General features: G+C 70.1%; 29 protein-coding genes and 1 riboswitch. Of the genes, 13 read left to right on the forward strand and 16 right to left on the reverse strand.

What is annotated here, in order from left to right; translation table 11 throughout:
- The first annotated feature begins 192 nt into the window (after positions 1-192).
- The 5 genes from QLQ12_RS33545 to QLQ12_RS33565 all read left to right on the forward strand — a co-directional run bounded on the left by QLQ12_RS33545 (position 193) and on the right by QLQ12_RS33565 (position 3,557).
- Positions 193-1,272, forward strand: coding sequence for a DUF3616 domain-containing protein (locus tag QLQ12_RS33545; RefSeq protein WP_282764739.1), 1,080 nt, complete (start codon positions 193-195; stop codon positions 1,270-1,272).
- A gap of 3 nt (positions 1,273-1,275) precedes the next feature.
- Entirely contained in the window at positions 1,276-1,632 is a 357-nt protein-coding gene (locus QLQ12_RS33550) for a hypothetical protein (protein WP_282764740.1), read from the forward strand.
- Between the two features lie 9 nt (positions 1,633-1,641).
- Positions 1,642-2,418, forward strand: coding sequence for an SAM-dependent chlorinase/fluorinase (locus QLQ12_RS33555; protein ID WP_282764741.1), 777 nt, complete (start codon positions 1,642-1,644; stop codon positions 2,416-2,418).
- Positions 2,419-2,538: 120 nt separating this feature from the next.
- The gene (locus QLQ12_RS33560) at positions 2,539-3,318 is read left to right on the forward strand and encodes a DUF4253 domain-containing protein (protein WP_282764742.1); all 780 of its coding nucleotides are present in this window, start codon (positions 2,539-2,541) and stop codon (positions 3,316-3,318) included.
- Between the two features lie 23 nt (positions 3,319-3,341).
- Positions 3,342-3,557 (forward strand): hypothetical protein, encoded by a 216-nt coding sequence (locus QLQ12_RS33565; protein WP_282764743.1) that lies wholly within the window; start codon positions 3,342-3,344, stop codon positions 3,555-3,557.
- A gap of 218 nt (positions 3,558-3,775) precedes the next feature.
- Here the strand turns inward: QLQ12_RS33565 and QLQ12_RS33570 are convergent, their stop codons facing one another.
- Entirely contained in the window at positions 3,776-5,179 is a 1,404-nt protein-coding gene (locus QLQ12_RS33570) for an FAD-dependent monooxygenase (protein ID WP_282764744.1), read from the reverse strand.
- Between the two features lie 106 nt (positions 5,180-5,285).
- Here QLQ12_RS33570 and QLQ12_RS33575 point away from each other — a divergent pair, with 106 nt between their 5' ends.
- The 5 genes from QLQ12_RS33575 to QLQ12_RS33595 all read left to right on the forward strand — a co-directional run bounded on the left by QLQ12_RS33575 (position 5,286) and on the right by QLQ12_RS33595 (position 8,594).
- Positions 5,286-5,846, forward strand: a complete 561-nt coding sequence (locus QLQ12_RS33575) for a TetR/AcrR family transcriptional regulator (RefSeq protein WP_282764745.1) — start codon at positions 5,286-5,288, stop codon at positions 5,844-5,846.
- Positions 5,847-6,224: 378 nt separating this feature from the next.
- On the forward strand, positions 6,225-6,956 hold the full coding sequence (locus tag QLQ12_RS33580; protein ID WP_282764746.1) for a hypothetical protein: 732 nt from the start codon (positions 6,225-6,227) through the stop codon (positions 6,954-6,956).
- 26 nt (positions 6,957-6,982) lie between these two features.
- Positions 6,983-7,306 (forward strand): hypothetical protein, encoded by a 324-nt coding sequence (locus tag QLQ12_RS33585; RefSeq protein WP_282764747.1) that lies wholly within the window; start codon positions 6,983-6,985, stop codon positions 7,304-7,306.
- Between the two features lie 9 nt (positions 7,307-7,315).
- Complete coding sequence (locus QLQ12_RS33590) at positions 7,316-8,125, forward strand: hypothetical protein (protein ID WP_282764748.1); 810 nt, start codon at positions 7,316-7,318, stop codon at positions 8,123-8,125.
- Positions 8,126-8,192: 67 nt separating this feature from the next.
- Complete coding sequence (locus QLQ12_RS33595; RefSeq protein ID WP_282764749.1) at positions 8,193-8,594, forward strand: hypothetical protein; 402 nt, start codon at positions 8,193-8,195, stop codon at positions 8,592-8,594.
- 63 nt (positions 8,595-8,657) lie between these two features.
- Here QLQ12_RS33595 and pheT read toward each other — a convergent pair whose 3' ends face one another.
- The 9 genes from pheT to QLQ12_RS33640 form a co-directional block, all read right to left on the reverse strand.
- The gene (gene pheT / locus QLQ12_RS33600; RefSeq protein WP_282764751.1) at positions 8,658-11,135 is read right to left on the reverse strand and encodes a phenylalanine--tRNA ligase subunit beta; all 2,478 of its coding nucleotides are present in this window, start codon (positions 11,133-11,135) and stop codon (positions 8,658-8,660) included.
- Positions 11,132-12,202 carry a phenylalanine--tRNA ligase subunit alpha gene (locus QLQ12_RS33605; RefSeq protein WP_282764752.1) on the reverse strand — a complete coding sequence of 357 codons (1,071 nt, stop codon included), beginning with the start codon at positions 12,200-12,202 and terminating at the stop codon, positions 11,132-11,134. Before QLQ12_RS33605 ends, pheT begins: the two co-directional genes overlap by 4 nt.
- Positions 12,203-12,415: 213 nt before the next feature.
- Positions 12,416-13,192 carry a TrmH family RNA methyltransferase gene (locus QLQ12_RS33610; RefSeq protein WP_282764753.1) on the reverse strand — a complete coding sequence of 259 codons (777 nt, stop codon included), beginning with the start codon at positions 13,190-13,192 and terminating at the stop codon, positions 12,416-12,418.
- Between the two features lie 117 nt (positions 13,193-13,309).
- Entirely contained in the window at positions 13,310-13,702 is a 393-nt protein-coding gene (gene rplT / locus QLQ12_RS33615) for a 50S ribosomal protein L20 (RefSeq protein WP_282764754.1), read from the reverse strand.
- Positions 13,703-13,740: 38 nt separating this feature from the next.
- Positions 13,741-13,935 (reverse strand): 50S ribosomal protein L35, encoded by a 195-nt coding sequence (rpmI, locus tag QLQ12_RS33620; protein ID WP_282764755.1) that lies wholly within the window; start codon positions 13,933-13,935, stop codon positions 13,741-13,743.
- A 55-nt stretch (positions 13,936-13,990) separates the two neighbouring features.
- Positions 13,991-14,635 carry a translation initiation factor IF-3 gene (infC, locus tag QLQ12_RS33625; protein ID WP_282764756.1) on the reverse strand — a complete coding sequence of 215 codons (645 nt, stop codon included), beginning with the start codon at positions 14,633-14,635 and terminating at the stop codon, positions 13,991-13,993.
- A gap of 419 nt (positions 14,636-15,054) precedes the next feature.
- Positions 15,055-15,507 carry a PH domain-containing protein gene (locus QLQ12_RS33630; protein WP_282764757.1) on the reverse strand — a complete coding sequence of 151 codons (453 nt, stop codon included), beginning with the start codon at positions 15,505-15,507 and terminating at the stop codon, positions 15,055-15,057.
- 8 nt (positions 15,508-15,515) lie between these two features.
- Entirely contained in the window at positions 15,516-16,358 is an 843-nt protein-coding gene (hisG, locus tag QLQ12_RS33635; RefSeq protein WP_282764758.1) for an ATP phosphoribosyltransferase, read from the reverse strand.
- 43 nt (positions 16,359-16,401) lie between these two features.
- The gene (locus tag QLQ12_RS33640) at positions 16,402-16,665 is read right to left on the reverse strand and encodes a phosphoribosyl-ATP diphosphatase (protein WP_282764759.1); all 264 of its coding nucleotides are present in this window, start codon (positions 16,663-16,665) and stop codon (positions 16,402-16,404) included.
- A 78-nt stretch (positions 16,666-16,743) separates the two neighbouring features.
- Between QLQ12_RS33640 and QLQ12_RS33645 the strand changes: the two genes are divergently transcribed.
- From QLQ12_RS33645 to QLQ12_RS33655, 3 genes are read left to right on the forward strand one after another with little or no spacing between them, the layout of a single operon-like run.
- Complete coding sequence (locus QLQ12_RS33645) at positions 16,744-17,616, forward strand: ABC transporter substrate-binding protein (RefSeq protein WP_282764760.1); 873 nt, start codon at positions 16,744-16,746, stop codon at positions 17,614-17,616.
- A complete protein-coding gene (locus QLQ12_RS33650) occupies positions 17,613-18,452 on the forward strand; it encodes an amino acid ABC transporter permease (protein ID WP_282764761.1) in 840 nt (279 codons plus the stop codon). Before QLQ12_RS33645 ends, QLQ12_RS33650 begins: the two co-directional genes overlap by 4 nt.
- Complete coding sequence (locus QLQ12_RS33655; protein ID WP_282764762.1) at positions 18,452-19,192, forward strand: amino acid ABC transporter ATP-binding protein; 741 nt, start codon at positions 18,452-18,454, stop codon at positions 19,190-19,192. Before QLQ12_RS33650 ends, QLQ12_RS33655 begins: the two co-directional genes overlap by 1 nt.
- A 76-nt stretch (positions 19,193-19,268) precedes the next feature.
- On the opposite strand, the gene ribH is transcribed toward QLQ12_RS33655, so the two are convergent.
- From ribH to rpe, 6 genes are all read right to left on the reverse strand, one after another.
- Complete coding sequence (gene ribH / locus QLQ12_RS33660; RefSeq protein ID WP_282764763.1) at positions 19,269-19,745, reverse strand: 6,7-dimethyl-8-ribityllumazine synthase; 477 nt, start codon at positions 19,743-19,745, stop codon at positions 19,269-19,271.
- 44 nt (positions 19,746-19,789) lie between these two features.
- Positions 19,790-20,998 (reverse strand): bifunctional 3,4-dihydroxy-2-butanone-4-phosphate synthase/GTP cyclohydrolase II, encoded by a 1,209-nt coding sequence (locus QLQ12_RS33665; protein WP_282764764.1) that lies wholly within the window; start codon positions 20,996-20,998, stop codon positions 19,790-19,792.
- The gene (locus tag QLQ12_RS33670; RefSeq protein WP_282764765.1) at positions 20,991-21,590 is read right to left on the reverse strand and encodes a riboflavin synthase; all 600 of its coding nucleotides are present in this window, start codon (positions 21,588-21,590) and stop codon (positions 20,991-20,993) included. The genes QLQ12_RS33665 and QLQ12_RS33670 overlap by 8 nt, the downstream gene beginning before the upstream one ends.
- Entirely contained in the window at positions 21,590-22,696 is a 1,107-nt protein-coding gene (gene ribD, locus QLQ12_RS33675; protein WP_282764766.1) for a bifunctional diaminohydroxyphosphoribosylaminopyrimidine deaminase/5-amino-6-(5-phosphoribosylamino)uracil reductase RibD, read from the reverse strand. Before ribD ends, QLQ12_RS33670 begins: the two co-directional genes overlap by 1 nt.
- Positions 22,697-22,825: 129 nt before the next feature.
- A riboswitch (FMN riboswitch) is annotated at positions 22,826-23,005 on the reverse strand.
- Between the two features lie 97 nt (positions 23,006-23,102).
- Entirely contained in the window at positions 23,103-24,101 is a 999-nt protein-coding gene (locus QLQ12_RS33680) for a GGDEF domain-containing response regulator (RefSeq protein ID WP_282764767.1), read from the reverse strand.
- Positions 24,102-24,158: 57 nt separating this feature from the next.
- The gene (gene rpe, locus QLQ12_RS33685; protein ID WP_282764768.1) at positions 24,159-24,836 is read right to left on the reverse strand and encodes a ribulose-phosphate 3-epimerase; all 678 of its coding nucleotides are present in this window, start codon (positions 24,834-24,836) and stop codon (positions 24,159-24,161) included.
- Between the last annotated feature and the right edge of the window lie 78 nt (positions 24,837-24,914).

Here is a 24,914-nt window from a genome sequence, read left to right on the forward strand (position 1 = left end):
CCCCCCCATCAACACCGCGGGGCGCCCCCCCCCCGGGGGGGGCGGCGCCCCGGGGCCGGCCGCGAACGGTGGCCCCGACAGGCCGGCCGGGAAGGGCCGGCCACCGGTGTGCCCCGGGCCGTGCCACCGAACCGAAGGGCCACCACGACAAGGCTCTATGTTCGACCTGGCCGGATGCGCGATGGTGCGACGATGTCGACCATGACGGTCGACTACACGGTGCGGCTGCGGTTCTCCGACGAGTCGCGGGCCGCGGCCACCCACACCAACCTCTCGGCGGTCCGGCTCGACGGCCGGGCCCTCTGGATCGCCGGTGACGAGACAGCGACCATCGAGCGGCTGCTCGCCGACGACCCGGCGCGGCCCAAGGAGTTCGGTGAGGAGACGCGGTACCGGCTCGCCGACTTCGTCGAACTGCCCGGCGCCGACGCCGACGAGGAGGCGGACGTGGAGGGGCTGGCCCGGAACGGCCACTTCCTCTGGGCGGTCGGCTCGCACAGCCTGCGCCGCAAGCAGATCAAGGACCGCCACGAGGGCCCGAAGGCTCTGCGCCGGCTGGCCCGGGTCGAGGGACAGGGCAACCGGCAGATCCTGGTCCGGCTGCCGGTCACGGCCGTGAACGGGGTGCCCACGCCGGTCCGCGAGCTGGAGGTCGAGGGAGTCCGGCACCGGGCGGCCGCACTGAGCGCGCGCGACGACCTGCGGCGGCTGCTGAGGTACGACGAGCATCTGGCGCCGTTCCTGCCGATTCCGGGCAAGGACAACGGCCTCGACATCGAGGGGATCGCGGTACGGGACGACCGGGTCTTCCTCGGGCTTAGGGGTCCGGTGCTGCGCGGGTGGGCGTTCGTGCTGGAACTGCGGCCGTACGTACTGGACGAGGAACCGGGACGGCTGCGGCTGCACCGGTTCGAGGACGGGCTGCCGTACCGCAAACATGTCCTTGATCTTGATGGACTCGGTGTCCGGGACCTGTGCCCGGCCGGCGACGACCTGCTGGTGCTGGCCGGGCCGACGATGGACCTGGACGGGCCGGTGCGCGTCTACCGCTGGCACGAGGCCTGCCGGGCGGAGGTCCCGACGATCGTGCGGCACGATCTGATCTCCCGCGAGCTGGAGCTGACCTACGGCGAGGGCGATGACCACGCCGAAGGATTGAGTCTGCTGGGTGACGACCGCGTGCTGGTCGTCTACGACAGTCCGGCGGCGGTGCGGCTCGGCGCGGACGGCTCGGTGATCGCCGACGTGGTGCTCCTGCCGCGCCGGAGCTGACCCGTGCGGCAGGTCTACGTCCATCAGGCGAGGCTGATTCTCGCGCCGGGGACCGATCCGGGCGCTCCGGGAGCGGCGATCACCGTCGCTCTCTGCGGTCACTGGGAGCACGAGCCACCGTGCCCACTCGCGCCGCACCACACCGCCGTCACCACCGAGGACGACGAGTCCCGGCTGCGTATCCTCTTCGCCACCGAGCCGGGCCGGGTGGCCGAGGTGCGCGCCCGCATCGACGCGGCACTCACCGGCGGTGACTGGCGGCTGATCGACTCCGGCTGCGCCCGCCTCGATCCCTCGGAGCGGCCGCACGGACGCCGCCTGCTCCGCGGAACGGCTGATAGCGGGCCGGCGGGATCGTAGTCTTCGGGCATGCTCGTCACCGTCGTCGCCGATTACGGCACCGGGGACCTCGCCTTCGCCGAGGTCCGGCAACGGATCGCCCAGCTCCTGCCGGAGGCGGAGGTCACCGCGGTGCCGGTGCCGGCCTTCGACACGGTCGGCGCCGGGTTCTGCGTGGCCCAGCTCGCCTTCGGCGAAGGGCCTCCGGACCGCATCGTGTACGCGAACGTCGCGCCCCGCCAGGACCGGAACGAGCCGCGCGCGAACAACGCCGGAGAGCGTCTCGCCGCCGCACGCCTGGCCTCGGGGGTCCTGGTCGTCGGGGTGGCCTCCGGAGCGAGCCTGTCGTTCCTGGCCGCCGAGGGTGTGCCGGTCCGGGCCGTGGACGTGGCCGACCACGGCTCCCAGTTCCGTTCCCGCGACGTGTTCCCGTCGGCGCTCGCCGGACTCGCCCGCGGTGCGGACGACCTGCTCGGCGATGAGCTGGCGGTGGTCCCGCCACCCAAGCAGGCGGTCGCCTGGACCGACGGCTACGGCAACATCAAGACGACCTGGGACACCGCGCCGGCGCCGGCCGGCGAGACGGTCCGGGTGCGGGTCGGCGAGGTGGTCGCCGAGGCCACCGTCAGCGACGGCGTCTTCGAGGTGCGCGCCGGGACGATGTCCTTCGCACCGGGCAGCTCCGGCTGGCCACGCGGCGACGGCAACGGACGGCGTACGTGGTACGAACTGCTCTCCCGGGGTGGAGACGCCGCCCAGCTCTTCGGCCACCCGGCAGCCGGGACACCGGTCGAGATCGTCGGCTGAGGCGAGGCGATCGCAGCCGGACACCGGCCGAGACCATCGGCCGAGCACCGGCAGCGCTGCCCGGTCACGGGTCGTGATCATCGATGAGAAATGTCGTACCCGGCGTCTACCGTCGGGTCCATGTCAGGTTCTCGCCTCGCGCCCCTCAGCCTGAAAACCGATCCCACCGATGGCGGCTGGGAGCAGTCCCTCGGCCTGCTGTGGGTCAGCTCCGGCCCACCGAGTCCGGGCTGGTGGTCAGCGCTGCACGAGCAGCACGGCAGCACCGGCCTGTGGCCGCTGCTGCTCGGCAGCCTCTCCGAGAGCGACCCGGACCGGCCATGGCGCAGCGATGGCGATCTCCGTCCGGACCAGATCCGCTCCCGTCCAGGCGACCACTATCCCGGCGCGGTGCTGGGGAACTGGTGGTCGTCGGTCGAGCCCGAGGAGGAGGACGATCTCGACACCGTCGGCCCCTACCGCGACGGCTGGCCCGGCCTGGCCCGCCGCGGTGAGCCGCAGGCCGATCCCACCGAGCGCGCGGCCGAGGTCGCCGACCTGATCCTGGCCAAGGGCTGGCTCACCGTGCCCCGGCTCGGCCTGGTCCCGTCGGCGCGGGGCGCCGACGCCCTGACCGACGCCGCGTGGACCGGCCCGGCCAACCACGAGAACGACACCGCCAAGATCTCGTGCGTCCTGCGTAACTGGGAGGACCGCTTCGGCGTGCGGGTCGTCGCGGCCGGCTTCGACATCCTCTACCTGAGTGTCGCGGCCCCGCCGGCCGACCTGGAGCACGCGACGGAGGTCGCCGCCGAGCATCACGCCTTCTGTCCCGACAACGTCTGGCAGGGTTGCGGGTCCCTGACGGAATACGCGGAGGAGCTGGTCAACGCCCCACTCTGGTCGTTCTGGTGGGATTGATTGGCGTAACTAGCATGTGAGACATGTTCGGACGTATCGTGCGCGACCTCACCCTGTCGAACCTCGCTTTCACCGGCGGCCCCCTGGTCGTCGCGGTGCTGTCGTTCGCCAAGGCCGCTCGGGTGGACGCGGCCTTCGACCGGTGGGCCTGGATCGCGGTGGGCGCGGTCATGGTGATCATTTGCCTGGCTTACCTGGCCTGGGCCTGGCGGAACAGGTCGCGCCTGCGCGATCAGTGAGGCAGCACTCCGGGCGCCGGGCTCCGCCCGCCCAGCCGGGGCGGGCCCGGAGCGGAGACCCGCGATGGGCTCGGACCCCAACTGAGACCCACGGTGCGTGGTGGTCCCGCGCGGAGACCCGCGGTGGGATCTGACGGACCGGGATCCAACGACCCCATTCACCGCTCCGCAATCAGCGTCCGGCCGGAGCTCGCTTCCCGGGCCGGTCTCCGCGCCGGTCAGCGCCCGACCGGGTGCGAGACCTGCTCGGGCCCGAGGAAACGGCCGACCACGGTGGCCGCTTCCCGGGCGGGGCCGCGCCATGCCACATAGCCGTCCGGCCGGATCAGCGACGCCTCACCGGTGTCCTGCTCCGGGGCCGTCACCAGCAGGCGGTCGCCGTACCCCGAAAGGGCCTGTGAGGTGAGAAGGACATGGCGGCCCTCGCGAAGCGCCTCGTAGAGGCGGCCGCCGCCGCGGAGGGTGACGTCCGCGGCGCGCGGCGCACCGGCATAGGTGACGCCGATGCCCGAGATGACGCCGGCGGCCCGGCGGACCACCGGAGGAAGCGACATGAGCAGGGAGCCCAGCGTGTTGCGCACCCAGCGGACCGGAGCGGTGCGGATCATCGCCATCCGGATCAGGGCGCCGCTGCTGCGCAGAACCAGTTTGCCGACGGGGTGACGCTCGGTCTCGTATGAGTCGAGCAGGCCCGCCGGCGCCCAGCCCTGGATGGTGGCGGCGAGTTTCCAGGAGAGGTTCGCCGCGTCCTGGAGGCCGGTGTTCATGCCCTGGCCGCCGGCCGGCGAGTGCACGTGCGCGGCGTCGCCGGCGAGGAACACCCGGCCGACGCGGTATCGCGGCGCCTGCCGCTCGTCGCTGTGGAAGCGGGAGAGCCAGCGTGCCTCGGTGATCCCGAAATCGGTGCCGTGCACCCGGCGAGTGACCTCGCGCATTTCGTCGAGCGTCACCGGGGTGTCGTCAGCGACCTGGTGGCGGCGGTCCCAGGCGAAGATCCGGTACCACCCGTCGCCGAACGGGGCGACCATCGCGAACGCGTCGCCGACCGCGTTGACGGCGAGCACGTCCTCCGGCGGCGCGGCCAGGCGCACGTCGGCCAGCATGATCGAGGTGAGCACGGCGCGGCCGGGGAAGGGCAGGCCCAGCGACTGGCGGACGGTGCTGTTGACGCCGTCGGTGCCGATCACATAGTCGGCGGTGACCGTGCGGTCGGAGAATTCGAGGGTGACCCGGTCGCCGTCCTGTCGCAGGCCGGTGAGGCGGGCGCCGCGCTCGATCCGGGCGCCGGCCTCGCGGGCGCGGGCGGCCAGCGCGTCCTCCACCCGGAACTGCGGGGTGATCAGCAGGAACGGGTAACGCGACGGCAGCACGGTGAGGTCGAGCCGGATCCGGTCGAACAGGCGTAGGCGCTCGACCCGGGCTCCGCCGGCCACGATGCCGTCGGCGAGCCCGCGAGCGTCGAGGAGCTCCAGGGTGCGGGCGTGCACCCCGAAGGCGCGGGTCAGATTGGAAGTCTCGGAACGGCGCTCGAAGAGGGTCACCGGAATCCCGGCCCGGGCCAGGTCACCGGCGAGCAACAGTCCGGTGGGCCCGGCGCCGATGATCGCGACGGTGGTGTGCATGGCTTCCTCCACTCGTTTGCCAACAGTTGTTGGCAAAACGATAGGCATCACTGCAAGATCAAGTCAACAGTTGTTGGCCAACAGTTGTTGGCATAAACTGGCCCCCATGACGACCCGACGCTCCGACACCACCCGGGCCGCCATCCTGGCCGCCGCCCGGGAGCGCTTCGCCAGCGACGGCTTCGACCGCGCCACGATCCGCGCCATCGCCGCCGACGCCCGCATCGACCCATCGATGGTCATGCGCTATTACGGCAACAAGGAGGCCCTGTTCGCCGCCGCCGCCGACTTCGACCTGCGCCTGCCCGATCTGCGCGAGACCCCCCGCGACACGGTGGGGATCACCCTGGCCAGGCACTTCCTGCACCGCTGGGAGGGCGACGAGACCCTGATGGCCCTGCTGCGCGCGGCGGTCACCAAGGAGGTGGCGGCCGAGCGGATGCGCTCTCTCTTCGCCGCCCAGATCGGGCCGGTCGCGGCCCGGCTGGCGCCCGACCCGGCCCAGGCGGCCACACGCGCCGGGCTGGTCGCCACGCAGATGCTGGGCTTCGCCCTGTGCCGGTTCGTGCTGCGCTTACCGCCGGTGGTCACCCTTGACCCGGACGAAGCGGTCGCCTGGCTCGGCCCCACCATCCAGCGGTACCTCACCGATCCCGCCGCGAGGTAAGCGATGAGGCCGCCGCCCACATAGTCGCGCATTCCCTTGCTGAGCGACTATATTCATGCGGCATGACCCTGTCACCACCTCGCCTGGGTTGCGCGACGAGCCGCCGACGCATCGAAACTCCGACTCGACACAGCCTCGCGCAGCCACTCCCGCACCACCGTGGCACGAGGCGGCCAGGTGACGGGCCGGCCACCGCCAATCTCCCATCGTGCACGTGCAAGAGAACACCCTTGGCTCAATGCGCACATCCGCCACATCGATTGCCGACCTGGCGACCACTTTGACACCGTTGCGCTGCAGAGAACCGGAGCGCGACGGCGCCGACGGCCCGCATGCGACGATCGAACTGCTCCGGCACGCCGACACCGCGGGGGCGCCATGCAGTTCGAGTTCGAGGACTATTTTCGAGACCTGCGGGATGTGCACCACAAAGCCGACGCACTGGCCCGACGATTCAGCCGGGCCGTCCCCACCGAAACCGTCACAGGCCTCGACGAAACGCAGTGCGTGGAGGCGACCGTGGCCCCCGACGGCCGGCTGATCCGGCTCGGCCTCCACGACGGCTGGCGCGAGGAGGTCGGCGAGGCTCACTTGGGCACGGCCGTCATCGCGGCGATGAGCAACGCGGGACAGCAGCGAATCACCTCATGGGCCGCCGCGATGACCGCCGAAACCGACCCGACCCCGCCCCCCGCCACACCTGACCCGCTCAGCCATGCAACTCCCGGCGATCCGACCTCACGACAGTCCGCGCACGCACTCCGCGAGCTTCTCGACATGCTCACTCAGGTCCACGAAGCGCTTCCCGGCCTCACCGAGCGAGCGGAGGCCGCCCGGACGCGGCCGTCGACCGCGACAAACGTGAACCGGACAGTGCGAGTGAGCGTACAGAACGATACGGTCACATCTATCAACGTCGATGGGGACTGGCTGCGTCGCATTCCCGACCAACAACTCGCTGACGCGATCGTCGAAGTTCTGACAGCCGCACAGCGATTGGCGTCCGACCGGCAGGACGAAGCCGTCAACGGCACACCTGCTCTTGCCCGGCTGCGAAGGCTGACCGAGTCGCCCGAGGCGCTGCTGCGCGAGGTGGGCCTCATCGAATAGTGGCCGCTCGAACGACGGGGAGCGAAATGACCCAACCATCGGAACAACAAGTCACGGTGGCCATCGACGCCCTCCATGAGGAGAGCAACGTCTGGGCCACCATGGCGACGCAGACCGAGGCGATGACGGGCGCCACCCGCAGCCTGTCACTGAGCACCTTCGACTTCTCCGCGCTGGGGTATGCGACCGGCCTGGACAGCATCTACCTGGAACTTCAGGAACGAATCGCCCGGCTGCTGGAACAGGCGGCCGCCAACTTCACCGCCACCGCACAGGCACTGAAGTCGGCGGCGGACGCGTACCAGCGCGAAGAGGACCGGAACATGCACGCGATCAAGAACACCTATTAGGCGGCGGAGATGACCTTCCCCGTCAGCGGGCCGATATCCGCACGCGAATTCCAGCAAGCTCTCGGCGACATCCATGCGGGACTCGACAGCGTCAACAGCAGCGTTGCGAAGATCTTCGAGCACAGCAACAGAGCCCTGTTTCTCCTGCCCGCCGGATTGGGCGACGGCCTGCGGTCCGCTCTCGAGGAACTCGGTCGCCAGATCACCGAACTCGGCGAGATCATCGTCAAATTCCTCGCGAATCCAGGAGATCCACTGAAGCTGTTCGCGACAGCCGGGGAGTGGACCACGAAGGTCGGCGGCCCGATCAGCGCGATGTCCGGACAGATCTCCTCGGAGCAGCTACGCATCGACAATTTCTGGACCGGACCAGCAGCCGACGCGTACGCGGCGACACTTCCGGCACAGCAGAAGGCCATCGAGGCCATCGAGGCTGCCGCAGACACGTTGGACGCCAATCTCACGAAAGTCGCCGGAGGCATCGTCGCGTTCTGGGTGGGTCTCGCGATTCCCTTCGCCAGCTATGTCTCCGAACTGGTCGTCGAGGCGGCCGCAGCGCAGACCGGCGTCGGCGCCCCTCCGGCCGCGGCGGCGGCCGGAGCATCCACCGCCAAGTTCATCGCCCTGGTCAGCGCCGTTATCCTGGCCTTCTCGACCTACACGGCGCTGGTGTTCGACAGCTTGTCCGCGTTGCGGCAGGCCCTGTACTCGAACGCGCCGTTTCCCGGTGGCGGATGGCCTCGTTCCAACCCTTCCGACTTCAACGACGGCAGCCTGGCCGACGGCGACACGACCGGTTGGCGGATGAATGTCGACTGAGAAGAGGAGGATAGCGGCCGGCTCCGGAGCACGGATGCGTCGCGGCTACAGCCAACTCTTGGTCATCGTGTCGCTCTTTCTGGCGTTCGTCATCGCCCTGCCGGTCGTCGGGGCTTCCCGGATGGCGCAGGACGAGGCGATCACGACAGTCACGGTCGGCACAGCGGCGGTCGTGGTCGCCTTCGGCCTGCTGATCGCCTCGATACTCCGGGGACGTGCCGCCGTCGCCGACGACGAGGTCTCGCTGGGAGTCATGGGTTCGTCCGGCGTCCTGGCGCTGGCCGCGCAGATCACCGGGATCGCGGGGGCTGTCGTGACTGTCACGATCGGCCTCCTGCAGCGTCAGGAGACCGAACTGGCACTGGTCATCGGCATCGTGCTGGCTCTCTGCCTGATCGCGCCGTTCATCTTCGGCAACACCGTCCGCCTGCTCTCGCTGCGCTTCACCTCCGGATCCGAGATGTCCTGAGGGAAGCCGGGAACGGGACCGGGCCGGTGGATCGCCCACCGGCCCGGTCACCCTCGAGAGACGTCAGGCGCCGCGGAGGACGGCGCCGAAGCGGGACGCGGTCACCGCCACCGCGGCGTCACGCGCGGCGATGGTCTCCTCCGAGGTGAGGGTGCGGTCGGGGGCACGGAACGTCAGCTTGTACGCCAGCGACCGCTTCCCCTCCCCCACCTGCTCCGACTCGTAGACGTCGAAGAGCGCCACCGACTCCAGCAGGGCGCCCGCACCTTCGGCGAGGGCCGCCTGCACCTCGGCCGCCGGAACGGTCCGGTCCAGGACCAGGGCGACGTCGATCAGCGCCGGCGGGAAGGTGGAGATCTTCGGGGCGTCGACGACCGGGGCGTCCGGCAGGGCGTCCAGGTCGATCTCGGCGGCCGAGGTGCGCTTGGGCAGCTCGAACGCGGCGAGCACGGCCGGGTGTAGTTCACCCGCGTGGCCGACGACCGTTCCGTCCACCAGGATCTCGGCGCAGCGGCCGGGATGCCACGGGGCGTGTTCGGCTGCCCGTACCGTGACGAGGCCGTCGGGAACGCCGGCCGCGGACAGCGTGACGCGCGCCGCCTCGATGGCGTCCGCCCACGTCGCGGCCCGGCCCGGACCCCACCAGCCGGCCGGTTCGATGTCACCGGTCAGCACGACGGCGAGGTGCCACGGCTGCTCGGGGACGATCGCGTTGGCGGCCGACCACTCGGCGTTGTCGGGGCGCCGGTCGACGCCCAGTTCCGGCGGGGCGGTCGAGGTCAGGTGCGGCAGGAACACCGTGCCGGCCTCGAAGAGCGCCACGTCGCGACGGCCGCGGCCCAGGTTGCGCTTGAGGATGCCGAGCAGCGGGCCGAGCAGCGTGGTGCGCAGCAGCGGCTCCTCCTCGGACAAAGGGTTGGTGAGCCGCACCGCGCTGCGGCGCGGGTCCGCCGGGGGCAGGCCGAGGGCGTCGGCGGTGCCGGGCGAGACGAACGGGTACGACAGGACCTCGACGTAGCCGTTCTCGGCGAGCGACCGGCCGACCGACCGGCGCCGCTTCTGCGCGGGGGTGAGGCCGTTGCTGCTGCCGGCCGGCGGCAGCACGCTCGGAATCTCGTTGTAACCGCCGAGCCGCGCCACCTCCTCGACCAGGTCGATCGGCGCCACCAGGTCGGGCCGCCAGGTCGGCGGCACGACGCTGAGCACCTGGTCGCCGGTGACCTCGCAGCCGACCTTGCGCAGCAGCGAGGCGACGTCCGACGACGAGTAGGGCAGCCCGATCAGGCGCGCCGGCGCGTCGGCGGGCAGCGTCAGCGCGACCGGCGCGACCACGTGGTCGATGTCCAGGACATGCTCGTCGACCACACCGCCGGCGTGTTCGACCAGGATGTCCACGGCCTTCTGGAGCGCGGCGAGGGGCAGCGACGGGTCGACGCCCCGTTCCCACCGCTTGGCCGCCTCGCTGAACAGCTTGTGCCGCCGCGCGGTGCGGCCGACCATGACCGAATCCCAGTGGGCGGCTTCGAGGAGCACGTCGACCGTGCCCTCCTGCCACTCGCTGGTCTCGCCGCCCATCACGGCGGCGAGCGAGATCGGCCCGGTCTCGTCGCAGATCACCATGTCCTCGGCGTCGAGCACGCGCACGACACCGTCCAGGGTGGTGAGCTTCTCGCCGGCCCGGGCCCGCCGGACGGTCAGGCCGCCGCGGAGGCGCTGCAGGTCGAAGACGTGCATCGGCTGGCCGAACTCGAGCATCAGGTAGTTGGTGATGTCGACGGGCAGCGAGATGGCCCGGATGCCGGCCGCGATCAGGCGCCGCTGCATCCACTCGGGAGACTGCGCGGCCGGGTCGATGCCGCGCACCACGCGGGCGGCGAACCGGTCACAGCCCACGGTGTCCTCGACCGTGACCGGCCACGGGACCTCAGCCGTGGCGCCCGCCACGGACCGGGAGGCCGGATCGGTGAACGGCACGCCGAAGTAGGTGGCCAGTTCCCGGGCGATACCGCGGACGCTCATCTCGTAGCCGCGGTCCGGCGTGATCTCGACCTCGATCAGCACGTCGTCGAGACCGACGACGGGCCGCGCGTCCACACCGGGGGCGGCGGTGCCGGCGGGCAGCACGATGATGCCCGAGTGGTCACCCGAGAGCCCCAGTTCGGCGGCCGAGCAGATCATGCCGTGCGAGTTCCGCCCGTACGTCTTCCGCGCACCGATCTTGAATCCACCGGGCAGCTCGCCACCCGGCAGGATGACCACGACGAGGTCCCCCTCGGCGAAGTTCCGGGCGCCGCAGACGATCTCCTGCGGGGCGTCCCGGCCGACGTCCACGGTGGTGAACCGGATCGGCTTCTTGAAGCCGGTCAGCTCCTCGATCGTCAGGACCCGGCCGACGACCAGGTCACCGAGGATCGTGCCAGCCTGGTCGACGATGCCCTCGACCTCCATGCCGAGGTTGGTCAGCGCCGTGTCCAGCTCCGAAGCGGTGATCTCCGCGGGCAGCTCGACGAACTCGCGCAGCCACGACAGTGACGTCTTCATCGCTTCATGCCTCCATTGGCGAAGTTCGTGGTGAACCGCACGTCGCCCTCGACCATGTCGCGCATGTCGGAGACGCCGTTGCGGAACATCAGGGTCCGCTCGACTCCCATGCCGAAGGCGAAGCCCGAGTAGACCGCCGGGTCGATGCCGCAGGCGGTCAGCACCCGCGGGTTGACCATGCCGCAGCCACCCCACTCGACCCAGCGGGCGCCGTCACGGTGCTGGGGGAACCAGACGTCGAACTCGGCGGACGGCTCGGTGAACGGGAAGTAATGCGGCCGCCAGCGAGTCTTCGCCTCCGGCCCGAGCATCGCCTTGGCGAAGTGGTCGAGGGTGCCGCGCAGGTGGGCCATCGTGATGCCCTCGTCGATGACCAGGCCCTCGATCTGGTGGAAGACCGGGCTGTGCGTGGCGTCCAGCTCGTCGGTGCGATAGACCCGGCCGGGACTGACCACATAGATCGGCGGCTGCCGGTCGAGCATGGTGCGCACCTGGCCGGGCGAGGTGTGCGTGCGCATCACCAGGCCGGGCAGGTCGACGAAGAACGTGTCGCTGGCGCCGCGGACCGGGTTGTCCGGGCCGATGTTGAGCGCGTCGAAGTTGGCCCACTCCAGCTCCAGCTGGGGACCGTCGACGATGTCGTAGCCCATGCCGACGAAGATGTCGCCCATGTGCTCCATGAGTGTGGTCAGCGGGTGCCGGGCGCCGCGCGGGCGGCGCGACCACGGCAGGGTGACGTCGACGCGCTCCTCGACCAGCACCCGGGCGGCGCGCTCGACCTCGAGCTCGGCCTGACGGGCGTCGTAGGCGGCCTGCACGGCCTGACGGGCGATGTTGACCCGCTTGCCGGCGTCGGATTTCGCGGCCGGCGGCAGCGAGCCGATCTCACGGCGGGCCAGCGACACCGGCGAGCGGTCACCCAGGTGCGCCGGTTTCAGAACCTGGAGCGCGTCGAGGTCGGCGGCCGCGGCGAACGCCTTCTCGGCGTCCGCGACAGCGGCTTCGAGCGCCGATGGATCGAGCAGGACGGCCTGCTTCGGATCGTACGGATCGTTGCGGTAGGACATGGTCGGGCGAACTCCCTCACACCGGATGAGCCATCGGCTCGTCGCAATCGAGCGCAGCGAGGGCCGCGAAAGGGCGACTCAGCTGGCACAGTCTACGGAGGCGCGGCTCAGCCGCCGCCCGCCGGTCAGGGAGTGCGCGCGGGAAGGTCAGATCCGGCGCCCGCGACCAGCGGGCCGAATAAACTCCAGACCTGACATGCGGCCATCATACGCTCAGCGCTGGGCGCGCGCCGAGGCATATAGACAGACCGCGGCCGCGGCGGCGAGGTTGAGGCTCTCCGCGCCGCCGTAGATCGGGACCCGCACCCGCCGGTCCGCCGAGGCGATCAGATCGGACGGCAGGCCGTGCGCCTCCGAGCCGAACAGCCACGCGGTCGGTGCGCTCAACTGCCCGCCGTCGAGCAGCGAGTCCACGTCGTCCTCGCCGGTTCCGCTGGTGGCGAGCACCTGAAGGCCGCTGTCCTGGAGCAGATCGATCACGCTGAGCGGGGCGCGGACCACATCCACATGGAAAAGCGAGCCGGCGGACGCCCGTACACACTTGCCGTTGTAGGGGTCGACGGCGTCGCCGGCGAAGATCACCGCGCTGGCGCCCGCCGCATCGGCCGTGCGCAGCACGGTCCCGGCGTTGCCGGGATCCCGGATCTCGGCGACCACCGCGACCAGCCGGGGCTTCTTCGCGAGGGCTTCGCCGATCGGCACGTCGGCCTGCTCGCAGACCGCGACCAGTCCCTGCGGGTGCACGGTCTCGGCGAGCGCGGCCAGCGCCTCGTCGGTGACCGGCGACACCTCCGGCGCCTGCGCGGCCAGGTCGGCGTATCGCTGCAACGCCGCCGGGGTCCCGAACAGCTCGGTCACCGCACCCGCGGCCAGCGCCTCGCGCACGGCCTGCGGCCCTTCGGCCAGGAAACGCCTGCTCTGGTCCCGGTCCCTGCGACGCTGCAGGCGCCGGGCGGCGACGATCCGGGGGGTACGGGGTGTGAATGTCATCAGGAGCTACGCCTCACCGGGAGAAGCCGTGGAGCCGGCTGTGAGGGCCGGCCGTCGTGAACGACGAAGCGCCTCCCGACAAGTGCCGGGAGGCGCCTCGAAAAGTGCTACGCGATATCAGGCAGCCTGAGCGGCGGCGCCGCCGGTGCCCTCGGCCGCGACGGCCGCGCGAGCGACCTCGACGATGGCCGCGAACGCGGTGGCGTCGTTGACCGCGAGGTCGGCCAGGATCTTGCGGTCGACCTCGACCTCGGCCAGCTTCAGGCCCTGGATGAGGCGGTTGTACGTCATGCCGTTCGACCGGGCCGCCGCGTTGATGCGGGTGATCCACAGCTGACGGAAGTCGCCCTTGCGGTCACGGCGGTCACGGTACGAGTACTGCATCGAGTGCAGCACCTGCTCCTTGGCCTTGCGGTAAAGGCGCGAGCGCTGACCGCGGTACCCGCTCGCGGTTTCGAGCAGGGTGCGGCGCTTCTTCTGGGCGTTTACCGCCCGCTTGACGCGTGCCATTTCAAGTACTCCTTACAGGGGAACTGGTAAGGCTCGCGTCAGCGGCCCAGAAGCTTCTTCACACGGGCGGTGTCGGCCTTCGCCACGGTGACCGTGCCGGTCATCCGGCGGGTGACCCGGGAGCTCTTGTGCTCCAGCAGGTGGCGCTTACCGGCTTGCTCGGTGACGAGCTTTCCCTTGCCGGTGACCTTCACCCGCTTGCCCATGCCGGTGTGGCTCTTCATCTTCGGCACTTGACGCCTCTTTCTGATCTTTCCCCGCGGCCGGGGGGACGCGGGGAAATACTGACTACTCTGCGGTGGTGGCGTCGGCCTCGGCGGACGCGGGCGCCGCCTCGGCGACATCGCCCTCGGCGACGTCACCTTCGACGACATCGCCCTCTCGCGGTTCGCGCGGCGGGCGCGCGTTGGCGGCGAGCGTGGCGGCGGCTGCGGCCTTGGTCGCCCGGTGCGGCGCCAGAACCATGATCATGTTCCGGCCGTCCTGCTTCGGGCTGGCTTCGACGAAGCCCAGTTCCGAGATCTCCTCGCTGAGCCGGCGCAGGAGCCGGAAACCCAGCTCCGGGCGACTCTGCTCGCGACCGCGGAACATGATCGTCACCTTGACCTTGTCGCCCGCCTTGAGGAACCGCACCACGTGACCCTTCTTGGTCGCGTAGTCGTGCGGGTCGATCTTCGGCCGAAGCTTCATTTCCTTGATGACGGTCTGCTGCTGGTTGCGCCGCGCTTCGCGGGCCTTGAGTGCGCTCTCGTACTTGAACTTGCCGAAGTCCATGAGCTTGCACACCGGCGGCCGCGCCATCGGAGCAACCTCGACCAGGTCCAGGTCGACGTCCGCGGCCAGTTGGAGAGCGCGCTCGACCGGCACGATGCCGACCTGCTCACCCTCCGGACCGACCAGGCGGACCTCACGAGCCCGGATCTGTTCGTTCACGCGTGGTTCGACGCTGATGGGGCCTCCTCAGAACGTTGTTCTCTCACCCGCCTCAACAGCACGGGTGATGCCAATGTCGGTCGGCCCCGAGTGTCCCGAGGTGGGACGCCGGGAAAGCAGAAGACCCCGTCAGCACTCTTCGCAGATCAAACTGCGAACAGCGCGTGCCGGGGCCCGCTCGACCGGTCATCGGCGTCCACAAGGAGGACGCGCACCACACAGGGAAATCCCTGTGTGGGAGACCGGACCCGGCCACTGTTGTGACTCGGGTGGGAACCTGCGGGCTCCTCTTTCGCGCTCCGCCTCGATCAAGGCTCGATCAGAGCTCGATCGAATTGATCAAAGGCAGGGCGTGGTCGACTTTCGGCAATCCTACCAGGCGTCCTGAGCAGCCGGACAACGAGCCCGCGGGCCGCCGGTCAGACGTCCTGAGCGGCCGAATGCAGGGACCGCAGCGTGCGCACCCCGTCCACCGCGTAGTCCTTGTCGACCGCCTGCAGCGCGTGGATCGGCACCTGCTCGTCGTCGTGCAGCTCCAGGTGCGCCCACGCCGAGTTGCGGTCGAACCGGACCGCGCGCACCACACCCCACGGCAGGTCGTAGCCACCGATCACGTTGCGCACGTGCACGCCCTCGGCGTCGGCGGTGACCCGCGGCCGGCAGAACAGCAGGATGCCGAGGCCGAGCAGCACCCCCAGCCCGATCATGGCGAACTGGTCACCGCGCTGGAAGCTGGCCTTCGAGTTCTGGAAACCGGCCGACCCGGTGAGGCCGAAGCTGAGCACGGTGAACAGCAGGGCCACCCCGGCGGCGAGCGGGCCGGCCACCCAGCGGATCTTCTTCGGGCGATACCGGACGCCGGGCTGCGTCATGGCTGCCATCACAGCCTGCAGTTCGCGATAGCGGTGACCAGGATGGCGCGGGCGCCCATCTCGTACAGCTCGTCCATGATCCGGTGCACGTCGCTGCGCTGGACCATCGCCTCGACGGCGACCCAGCCCTCGCGGTGCAGCGGGGAGACGGTCGGCGACTCGATCCCAGGCGTCAGGCTGGTGGCCTGTTCGAGCAGATCGGCACGTACGTCGTACGCCAGCATGACGAAGTTGCGGGCGACCAGGACGCCCTGCAGACGCCGCAGCAGCTGAGCGGCGCCGGCCGGCTCCTGTCCCTCCCGCCCGATCAGGATCGCCGAGGACCGCATGATCGGGTCCCCGACGGTGACGAGCCCGGCCTGGCGCAGCGTCGCACCGGTCTCCACCACGTCGGCGATCAGGTCGGCGACGCCGAGCCGGACCGCGTTCTCCACCGCGCCGTCGAGCCGCACCACGTCCGCCTTGAGGTCGTGCTCGGCCAGGTAACGGGCGACCACGCCGGGGTACGCCGTGGCGATGCGCCGTCCACTGATCCCGTCGGCGGAGGTGAGCGCATCGGCCGGGGCGGCCCAGCGGAAGGTGGCGCCGCCGAAGTTCAGGTCGAGCAGCTCGGCGGCCGGCACCCCCGAGTCCACCAGCAGGTCCCGGCCGGTGATGCCGAGGTCGAGGTCACCCGAGCCGACGTACGTCGCGATGTCGCGCGGGCGCAGGTAGAAGAACTCGACGTTGTTGGCTTCGTCACGGCAGATCAGATCTTTGGGGTCGGTGCGCTGGCGGTAGCCGGCGTCCCGCAACATCTGTGACGCCGGTGCGGAGAGGGTGCCCTTGTTCGGGATGGCGATGCGCAGCATGGACGTGCTCCTTGAGATCAGTGAACGGGTCTACGGACGCGCGTCACAGATGTCGGTACACGTCCTTCAGCTCGATCCCGGTCGCGATCATCAGCACCTGGGCCTGATAGAGCAGTTGGGAGATCTCCTCGGCAGCGCGTTCCGGCCCCTCGTGCTCAGCGGCCATCCACGACTCGGCCGCCTCTTCGACGACCTTCTTGCCGATGAAGTGAACTCCTCGTTCGAGCGCCTCGACGGTGCCCGAACCGGGTGTCTTGTCCGCCGCTTTGCGTTGCAACTCGGCGAACAGTTCCTCGAACGTCTTCACGAGCACCGATTGTGGCAGCCCATCACGGCTTGACGACGAACGCCCCCAGTCCGTGGGACGTCTTCTAAGCTCCCGGGCATGGTCAGCCGACTCACCCCCGTGGCCCTGGGCGGCGCAGGACTCCTGCTCGCCGCCGTGACGGCCTGCTCCCCCATGGACGATCAGTCCACCACCCCCACCAGCGCGCCGTCCGCCGCGCAGGCCTGCGCGCCCTCATCGCTGAAGACCAAGACCGCCGGCAAGCTCACCGTCGGCACCGACAACCCGGCCTACGAGCCGTGGTTCAAGGACAACAAGCCGGACAACGGCAAGGGGTACGAGGCCGCGGTCGCCTACGAGGTCGCCGAGCGTCTCGGCTACCAGCAGGCCGACGTGGTGTGGACGAGCGTGACCTTCAACAACGCGATCGCGCCCGGCCCCAAGGCGTACGACATCGACGTCAACCAGTTCTCGATCACCGACGAACGCAAGGCGGCGGTGGACTTCTCGTCCCCGTACTACCTGGTGCGCCAGACCGTGATCACCACCAAGGGCTCGAAGATCGCCGGCGCCAAGTCACTGGCGGACCTGAAGGGCGCGAAACTCGGCGCCCAGGTCGGCACGACCAGCTACCAGGCCATCACCGATCTGATCAAGCCGAACGGCGACCCGTCGGTGTTCAACAACAACGACGACGCCAAGAAGGCCCTGGAGAACGGGATCGTCGACGGCATCGTGGTGGACCTGCCGACCGCGTTCTACATGACCGCGGCCGAGCTCGAGAACGGCGTGATCGTCGGCCAGCTGCCGCAGGTCGGCGTGCCCGAGCAGTTCGGCATCGTGCTCGACAAGGGCTCTCCGCTGACCGGCTGCGTCAGCAAGGCGGTCGACCAACTCCGCCAGGACGGCACCCTCACCGTGCTGGAGAAGACCTGGCTCGCCGACACCGCCGGAGCCCCCGAGCTCCAGTGACGTACTCACCGAGTCCACGGCAACAGGAGCGGATCGCCTACCGTCGCGGACGGGCGGTCCGTTCCGTTCTGCTGGCCGCCGCATCGACGGCGGTCGTCGGCACCCTGCTCGCCGTCGGCATCACCGGAGCGCCCGGCTGGACACGGGTGAAGGAGTCCTTCTTCGATCCCGACACCGCCGTCGAGTACCTGCCGGCGATCCTGGAAGGACTCTGGCTCAACCTGAGACTCCTGGTGGTCTGCGCGTCGCTGGCGCTCGCCCTGGGTCTGCTGGTGGCGGTGCTGCGCACCCTGCGGGGGCCGGTCTTCTTCCCGGTACGGGTCCTGGCCACCGGATACACGTACTCGTTCCGCGGCCTGCCCCTGATCATCGTGATCTACCTGTTCGCGTTCGGCATCCCCGGGCTGCGGCTGCAGGGCACTCCGGACGTCCTGGTGCTGGGCGCCGGGGCGATCATCGTGACCTACGGCGCCTACCTGGCCGAGGTGTTCCGGGCCGGCATCGAGTCGGTGCACCCGAGCCAGATCGCGGCGGCCCGCTCGCTCGGGCTGAGCTACCGGCAGGCGATGCGCCACGTGGTGCTGCCGCAGGCGGTGCGGCGGGTCGCCCCGCCGCTGCTCAACGACACCGTGGCGCTGCAGAAGGACGTCGGGCTGATCTCGCTGGCCGGTCCCATCGACGCCATCCGGGCCGCCCAGATCGGGGTGGCCCAGGAGGCCGACTTCACCCCGTACATCGTCGCCGGGGTCCTCTTCGTCCTGCTCGCGTTGCCGCTCATCGCGGTCACCGACGGGGTGACGCTGCGGGCGGCCCGCCGCCAGAACGCGGGGAACTAGTGCTGCTGTCCTGCAAGAACGTCCGCAAGGTCTTCGGCGACCACGTCATCCTCGACGGTCTCGGCCTCGACGTGGCCGAGCACGAGGTGGTGGCGCTGATCGGCGCCTCCGGCTCGGGCAAGTCCACCCTGCTGCGCTGCGTCAACCTGCTCACCGAGATCGACGACGGCACGATCCACCTGGACGGCGACGAGATCACCGACCCCCAGGCCGACCCCGATGTCGTACGGCAGCGCATCGGCCTGGTCTTCCAGTCCTACAACCTGTTCCCGCACATGACGGTGCTGGACAACATCACGCTGGCTCCGGTACGCGTGCACAAGCGCCCACCCGCGGAAGCGAAGGCACAGGCGATGCAGTGGCTGGACCGGGTCGGGCTGGCCGGTAAGGCCGGCGCCTACCCGGACCGGCTCTCCGGCGGTCAGCAGCAGCGGGTCGCCATCGTCCGCGCCCTGGTCAACAACCCGCGCCTGCTGCTGCTCGACGAGGTGACCTCGGCGCTCGACCCGGAACTGGTCGGCGAGGTGCTCACGATGATCCGCGAGCTCAAGGGTGAGGGCATGACCATGGTGCTGGCCACCCACGAGATGGGCTTCGCCCGGCAGGTCGCCGACCGGGTCGCCTTCCTCGACGGCGGCCGGGTGCTGGAGCAGGGGCCGCCGGCACAGGTGCTCGGCGACCCCGTCGAGGCACGGACCCGTCAGTTCCTGGCCCGCATCATCGAGGCCGGCCGACTCTGAGTCTCGGCCGACCTCGATTCTCGGGCGGCCCTCGTTTTCGGCCGGTTCCGGCTTCGGCCGGTTCCGTTCAGGGGCCTCAGGCCTTCTCGACCTCGCGGATGGCGAGCGCCGCGTCCAGCACGGCGACGGTGCTCTGCCAGCCCTTGTCCTCGATCGAGTCCTCCAGGCCGGCCCGGTCGCGGGCCTGACCGAGACTGTGCACGGTGAGCACGCCGTGCGCGACCGGAGTGCTCTCGTCGAGCGCCACCCGGGTCAGACCGGCGGTGACCGCGTCGCAGACATACTCGAAGTGCTGGGTCTCGCCCTTGATCACCACACCGAGCGCGACCACCGCGTCGACCTTGCGGGCCAGCGCCTGCGCCACGACCGGCAACTCCACCGACCCGGCCACCCGGGTGGTGATCACCTCCGTGACGCCGCATGCCTCGGCGGCGGCCTGCGCCCGGGCGATCATGTGATCGACCAGGTCGTTGTGCCACCGGGAGCCGACGATGCCGAGCCTCAACCCGGCAGCGTCGACGGTCTGCATGTGCGGATCACCGAAGCCGGCCATGTGTGTCCCCCTTTTTCGTCATTGTTCACCCCGGTAGGGGGCGGTCAGGCCAACTCCGCGAACAGGTGGCCCATCCGGTCACGCTTGGTGCGCAGGTACCGGACGTTCTCCGGGTGCAGGCGGACAGGCAGTTCCTCACGGCCGGTCACGCGGAGCCCGTACCCCTCGAGCCCTGCCCTCTTCGCCGGGTTGTTGGTGAGCAGGCGCATCGAGCGGATGCCGAGGTCCGCCAGGATCTGCGCCCCGGTGCCGTAGTCGCGGGCGTCGGCCGGCAGGCCGAGCTCCAGGTTGGCGTCGACCGTGTCGAAACCGCGGTCCTGCAACTGATAGGCCTGCAGTTTGTGCAGCAGGCCGATGCCCCGGCCCTCGTGACCGCGCATGTAGAGCACCACCCCGCGCCCGGCCGCGGCCACCCGCTCCAGGGCGGCGTCCAGCTGCGGGCCGCAGTCGCAGCGGTGGGAGCCGAAGACGTCGCCGGTGAGGCACTCGGAGTGCACCCGGACCAGCACGTCCTCGCCGTCGGTCAGATCGCCGTAGACCAGCGCCACGTGCTCGCCGTTGTCGGCCTCGGTGCGGTAACCGACCGCGGTGAACACGCCGTGCTCGGTCGGCAGGACGGTCTCCACCACCCGCTCGACCTGCTTCTCCGTGCGCTCACGCAGGTATGCCACCAGCTCGGCGATGGAGATCAGGACCAGGTCGTGCTCGGCCGCGAACTTCTCCAGGTCGGGCCGGCGCTGCATGGTGCCGTCGTCGTTCACCATCTCGCAGAGCACACCCGCGGGCCGGCAGCCGGCGAGTACCGCCAGGTCGATGGAGGCCTCGGTGTGACCAGGCCGGCGCAACACCCCACCTGGCTTCGCGCGCAGCGGCACGATGTGCCCGGGACGGGACAGATCGCCGGGCACGGTCTCGGCCGAGGCGAGCAACCGGATCGTCCGCGCCCGGTCGGCGGCCGAGATGCCGGTGCTCACGCCGTGCTTGGCGTCGACCGTGACCGCGTAGGCCGTTCCCCGCTTGTCCTGGTTGGTGTGGAACATCGGCGGCAGGTCGAGGCGGTCCGCCTCGTCCTCGGGAAGAGGCACGCAGATGTAGCCAGACGTGTAGCGGACCATGAAGGCGACCAGCTCCGGCGTGGCGTGCTCGGCCGCGAAGATGAGGTCACCCTCGTTCTCCCGGTCCTCGTCGTCCACCACGATCACCGCTTTACCGGCCGCGATATCGGCGATGGCGCGCTCGATGTTCTCAGACATTGCGGCTCCCCAGCATCTTCTCCACGTATTTCGCGATCACGTCGACCTCGAGGTTGACCGGATCGCCGATGGCCTTGCTGCCCAGCACGGTCAGCTTCGAGGTGGCCGGGATCATCCCGATCGCGAAGCTGTCCGCGGTGACCTCCATGACGGTGAGCGACACCCCGTCGACGGTGATCGACCCCTTCTCCACCACGTATCTCGACAACTCGGGAGGCAGCGAGAAACGCACCACCTCCCACTGGTCGGCGGGCTCGCGGGCGATGATCCGCGCGACCCCGTCGACGTGGCCCTGCACCAGGTGCCCGCCGAGGCGGCTGCCCAGGGCGGCGGCCCGCTCCAGGTTGACGTTGCTGCCGGTCTTCAGAACCCCGAGCGAGCTGCGCCGGAGCGTCTCCCCCATCACGTCGGCGGTGAACACCCCGCCGGTGTTGTCGACCACGGTGAGACAGACGCCGTTCACCGCGATCGAGTCGCCGTGCCTCGCGTCCGAGGTGACCAGCGGACCGCGCACGGCGATGACCGCGGAGTCCGCGCCGTCCTCGGTCAGGCGGACGATCTCGCCCAGTTCCTCGACGATTCCGGTGAACATTAAGGCGCCTTCCGTTCAGGGTGGTCGGACGGTTTCCAATCCGGGCTCGAATCGGCCGGCTTCTGCCGCAGGATGGCGGTGAACCGCAGATCGTCGCCGATCCGCGCGATGTCGGTGAAATCGAGGTCGACGGCGTCGGCGATGGTGTTGATCCCGGCGTCGACCAGGGCGGCGCGGCCGGCGCCGAGCAGTTTCGGCGCCACGTAGCCGATCACCCGGTCGACCAGCCCGGCGGCCAGGAATCCCCCGGCCAGCGTCGGGCCGCCCTCCAGCAGGACGTTGCGCACGCCACGCCGGAACAGCGTGGTGAGCAGCGCGTTCAGGTCGACGCGGCCGTCCGGCCCGGCACCGGCCTCGGCCGCGGTGACGATCCAGGTGGGCGCGGCCGCGTCGCGGACACGGGCGTCTTTCGGGGTACGCCCGGACGAGTCCACCACCACACGCAGCGGCTGCTTGATCGCCAGCGTGCCGTCGCGCAGGTCACGCACCGTGAGCTGGGGGTCGTCGGCGACCACGGTGCCGACGCCGGCCACGATCGCGTCGACGGTGCTGCGCAGCACGTGCACGTCGGCACGGGACTCGGCCGAGGAGATCCACTGGCTCGTGCTGTCAGCCGCGGCCGACCGCCCGTCCAGCGTCGCCGCGAACTTCCACGTCACGTAGGGCCGGCACCGTCGCACCGCGGTCAGCCACGCCACGTTGCCCATCTCGGCCTCGGCCCGGCGCACCCCGGTGATCACCTCGATGCCGGCCGCCCGCAGCGTCGCCGCGCCTCCGGCGGCCACCGGCGTCGGGTCGTCCACGGCGATGACCACGCGCCGCACCCCGGCGTTGATCAGCGCTTCCGAGCAGGGACCGGTGCGCCCGGTGTGGTTGCACGGCTCCAGCGACACCACACAGGTCCCGCCGCGGGCTCGCTCCCCGGCCTGCGCCAGGGCGACGATCTCCGCGTGCGGGCCGCCGGCGTAAGCGTGGAAGCCCTCACCGACCACATCGCCGGCTGGCCCGAGCAGGATGCAGCCGACGACCGGGTTGGGGCTGGTCGTGCCGAGGCCCCGGGCGGCCAGCGCGACAGCGCGGCGCATCGCCTCGTCCTCGGTCACCATCTGGTGGTCCTCTCACGCGGAGCGGTCACGCGCTGAGAGGTGAGGAGAGAACGCCGAGAATCAGACACGAGGGTACGCTTCGCGCACCCCGGTCAAATCGTGCCGTCGAAGGCACGACCGTCCGATTCCGCGCGCTGTCTCCCATCCGGACTGTCTGACCAGCTCTCCAGCTGATCAACCGTCGGCCCTGGAGTCTCACCAGGTCCACCGTCCGCCGTTTCGAAGAACGTCGTCCGGGTCGCGGGCTTACCGTCGCTTGCGCGTCGGATCACCGCCGGTTCGGAATTTCACCGAGTCCCGCCAGCGCGTGGTGGGTCACCCCAGAGTCTTGCACTTTCCCGGGAGTTTGCCACCTCCCCCGCGACCTACTTCACAATCGGCCCGGGTGGGGAATGGCCCCGGCGGATCACTCGGCGTCGCTGCGGCGACGATCGATCGCGACGTAGGAACCCGGCTGCGACTTGGCGACCTTCTTCATCTCCGAAGCCACGGCGATCACCACCCGGGGGTCGGTGAACCGGCGCCCGTCCTCGGTCGCCTGCGCCACCCCGATGGAGAGGGTCACCAGCGCCGCCTTCTGCTTGTTGCCGCGCCGGTCGGGCACCTCGATGTAACCGCGCTGCGCGTCACCCGGCTCGTACAACCGGTCGGCGGCCTGCTCGAAGTCGGTGACCGTCCGCTGGGTCAGCGGCAGCACCTGGTCGGGCTCACAGATGAACACGAAGTCGTCGCCGCCGATGTGCCCGAGGAAGATCGACGGCTTGCCGGTCTGGCCGGCCGCCCGCTGCAGACTGCGGGCCAGCGCGATGATGAAGTCGTCGCCGCGGTCGAACCCGTACACGTCGTTGACGCTCTTGAACCGGTCCACGTCGATGTAGCCGACCGAGTAGTCCCCACCGGCGCGCATCCGCTCGTTGATCTCCCGCCGCACCCGGGCGTTGCCGGGAAGGCCGGTCAACGGCGACACCTCACGGGCGTCCTTGTGACGGCGCAGCGTGTTGGAGACTCGGGCGATCAGCTCCTCCAGGTCGAACGGCTTGACCAGGTAGTCGTCCGCCCCCGCGGACAGGCCGTAGACCTTGTCGCCGGTCAGGCCCTTCGCGGTCAGCATGATCACCGGAAGCGCGGAGGTGAGCGGTTCGGCCCGTAACTGCCGGATCAGCTCGACCCCGTCCATCCGCGGCATCATCCAGTCGATCACGGCGAGGTCCGGCCGGTGCGTCTCCATGAGTTCGAGCGCTTCCTGGCCGTCCTTCGCCCGGATCACCTCGAAACCCCGCAGCTTGAGATTGAACTCGACGAAGCTCGCGATGTCCTTGTCGTCGTCGACCACCAGGATGAGGTCAGGACCCTCGTCGGGGTCGAGTTCGGGATCGATCTCGGGTCGCGGCTCAGCCGTGCTCATCGCACCTTCCTGCAAACGCCGGAACGTAAGGCTCGATGATGGTCCCTGACCGGCCCCTCACGCCAGTCCCATGCGTGCCGCGGCGAGACCGCGGAGTTTCCGGATCGCCTCGGCCGGGTCGGCCGCGCCGTAAACCGCCGTCCCCGCCACGAACGCGTCGGCCCCCGCCTCGGCGGCCTGCTCGATGGTGTCGGCCGCGATGCCGCCGTCCACCTCGATGCGGAGCTCCAGCTCGTTGACGTCGGCCCGGCGGCGCACGTCACGCACCTTGCCGAGCATCTCCGGCATGAACGCCTGACCACCGAATCCCGCCTTGATCGTCATGATCAGGAGAGTGTCGAAGTAGGGCAGCAACTCCAGGTACGGCTCGACGGGGGTGTCCCGGTCGATCGCCAGGCCCGCCTTGGCGCCGGCCGAGCGCAAGGTCTTCGCCAACGCCACCGGGTCGTCACAGGCCTCGGCGTGGAAGGTGACGTTGTACGCCCCCGCCTCGGCATACGCCGGAGCCCAGCGCTGCGGGTCGGTGATCATCAGGTGCACGTCGAACGGGATGCTCGTCGCCTTGCGCAGGCTCTGCACCACCGGCAGGCCGATCGTCAGGTTCGGCACGAAGTGGTTGTCCATGACGTCCACGTGCGCCCAGTCGGCCGCGCCCTCGATCGCCCGCACCTCCTCCGCCAGGCGGGAGAAGTCGGAGGCGAGAATGCTCGGCGCGATGATGGGCGATGCGGTCACCTGAGCAGTTTATGACCCCGGGAACCATGCCGTGGCAGGCGACCTGAGACCGCGGCTGTGGCAAATCCGCGCGAGTAG

Origin of the sequence: Actinoplanes sandaracinus, assembly GCF_030009775.1 — a bacterium.
GTDB lineage: Bacteria > Actinomycetota > Actinomycetes > Mycobacteriales > Micromonosporaceae > Actinoplanes > Actinoplanes sandaracinus.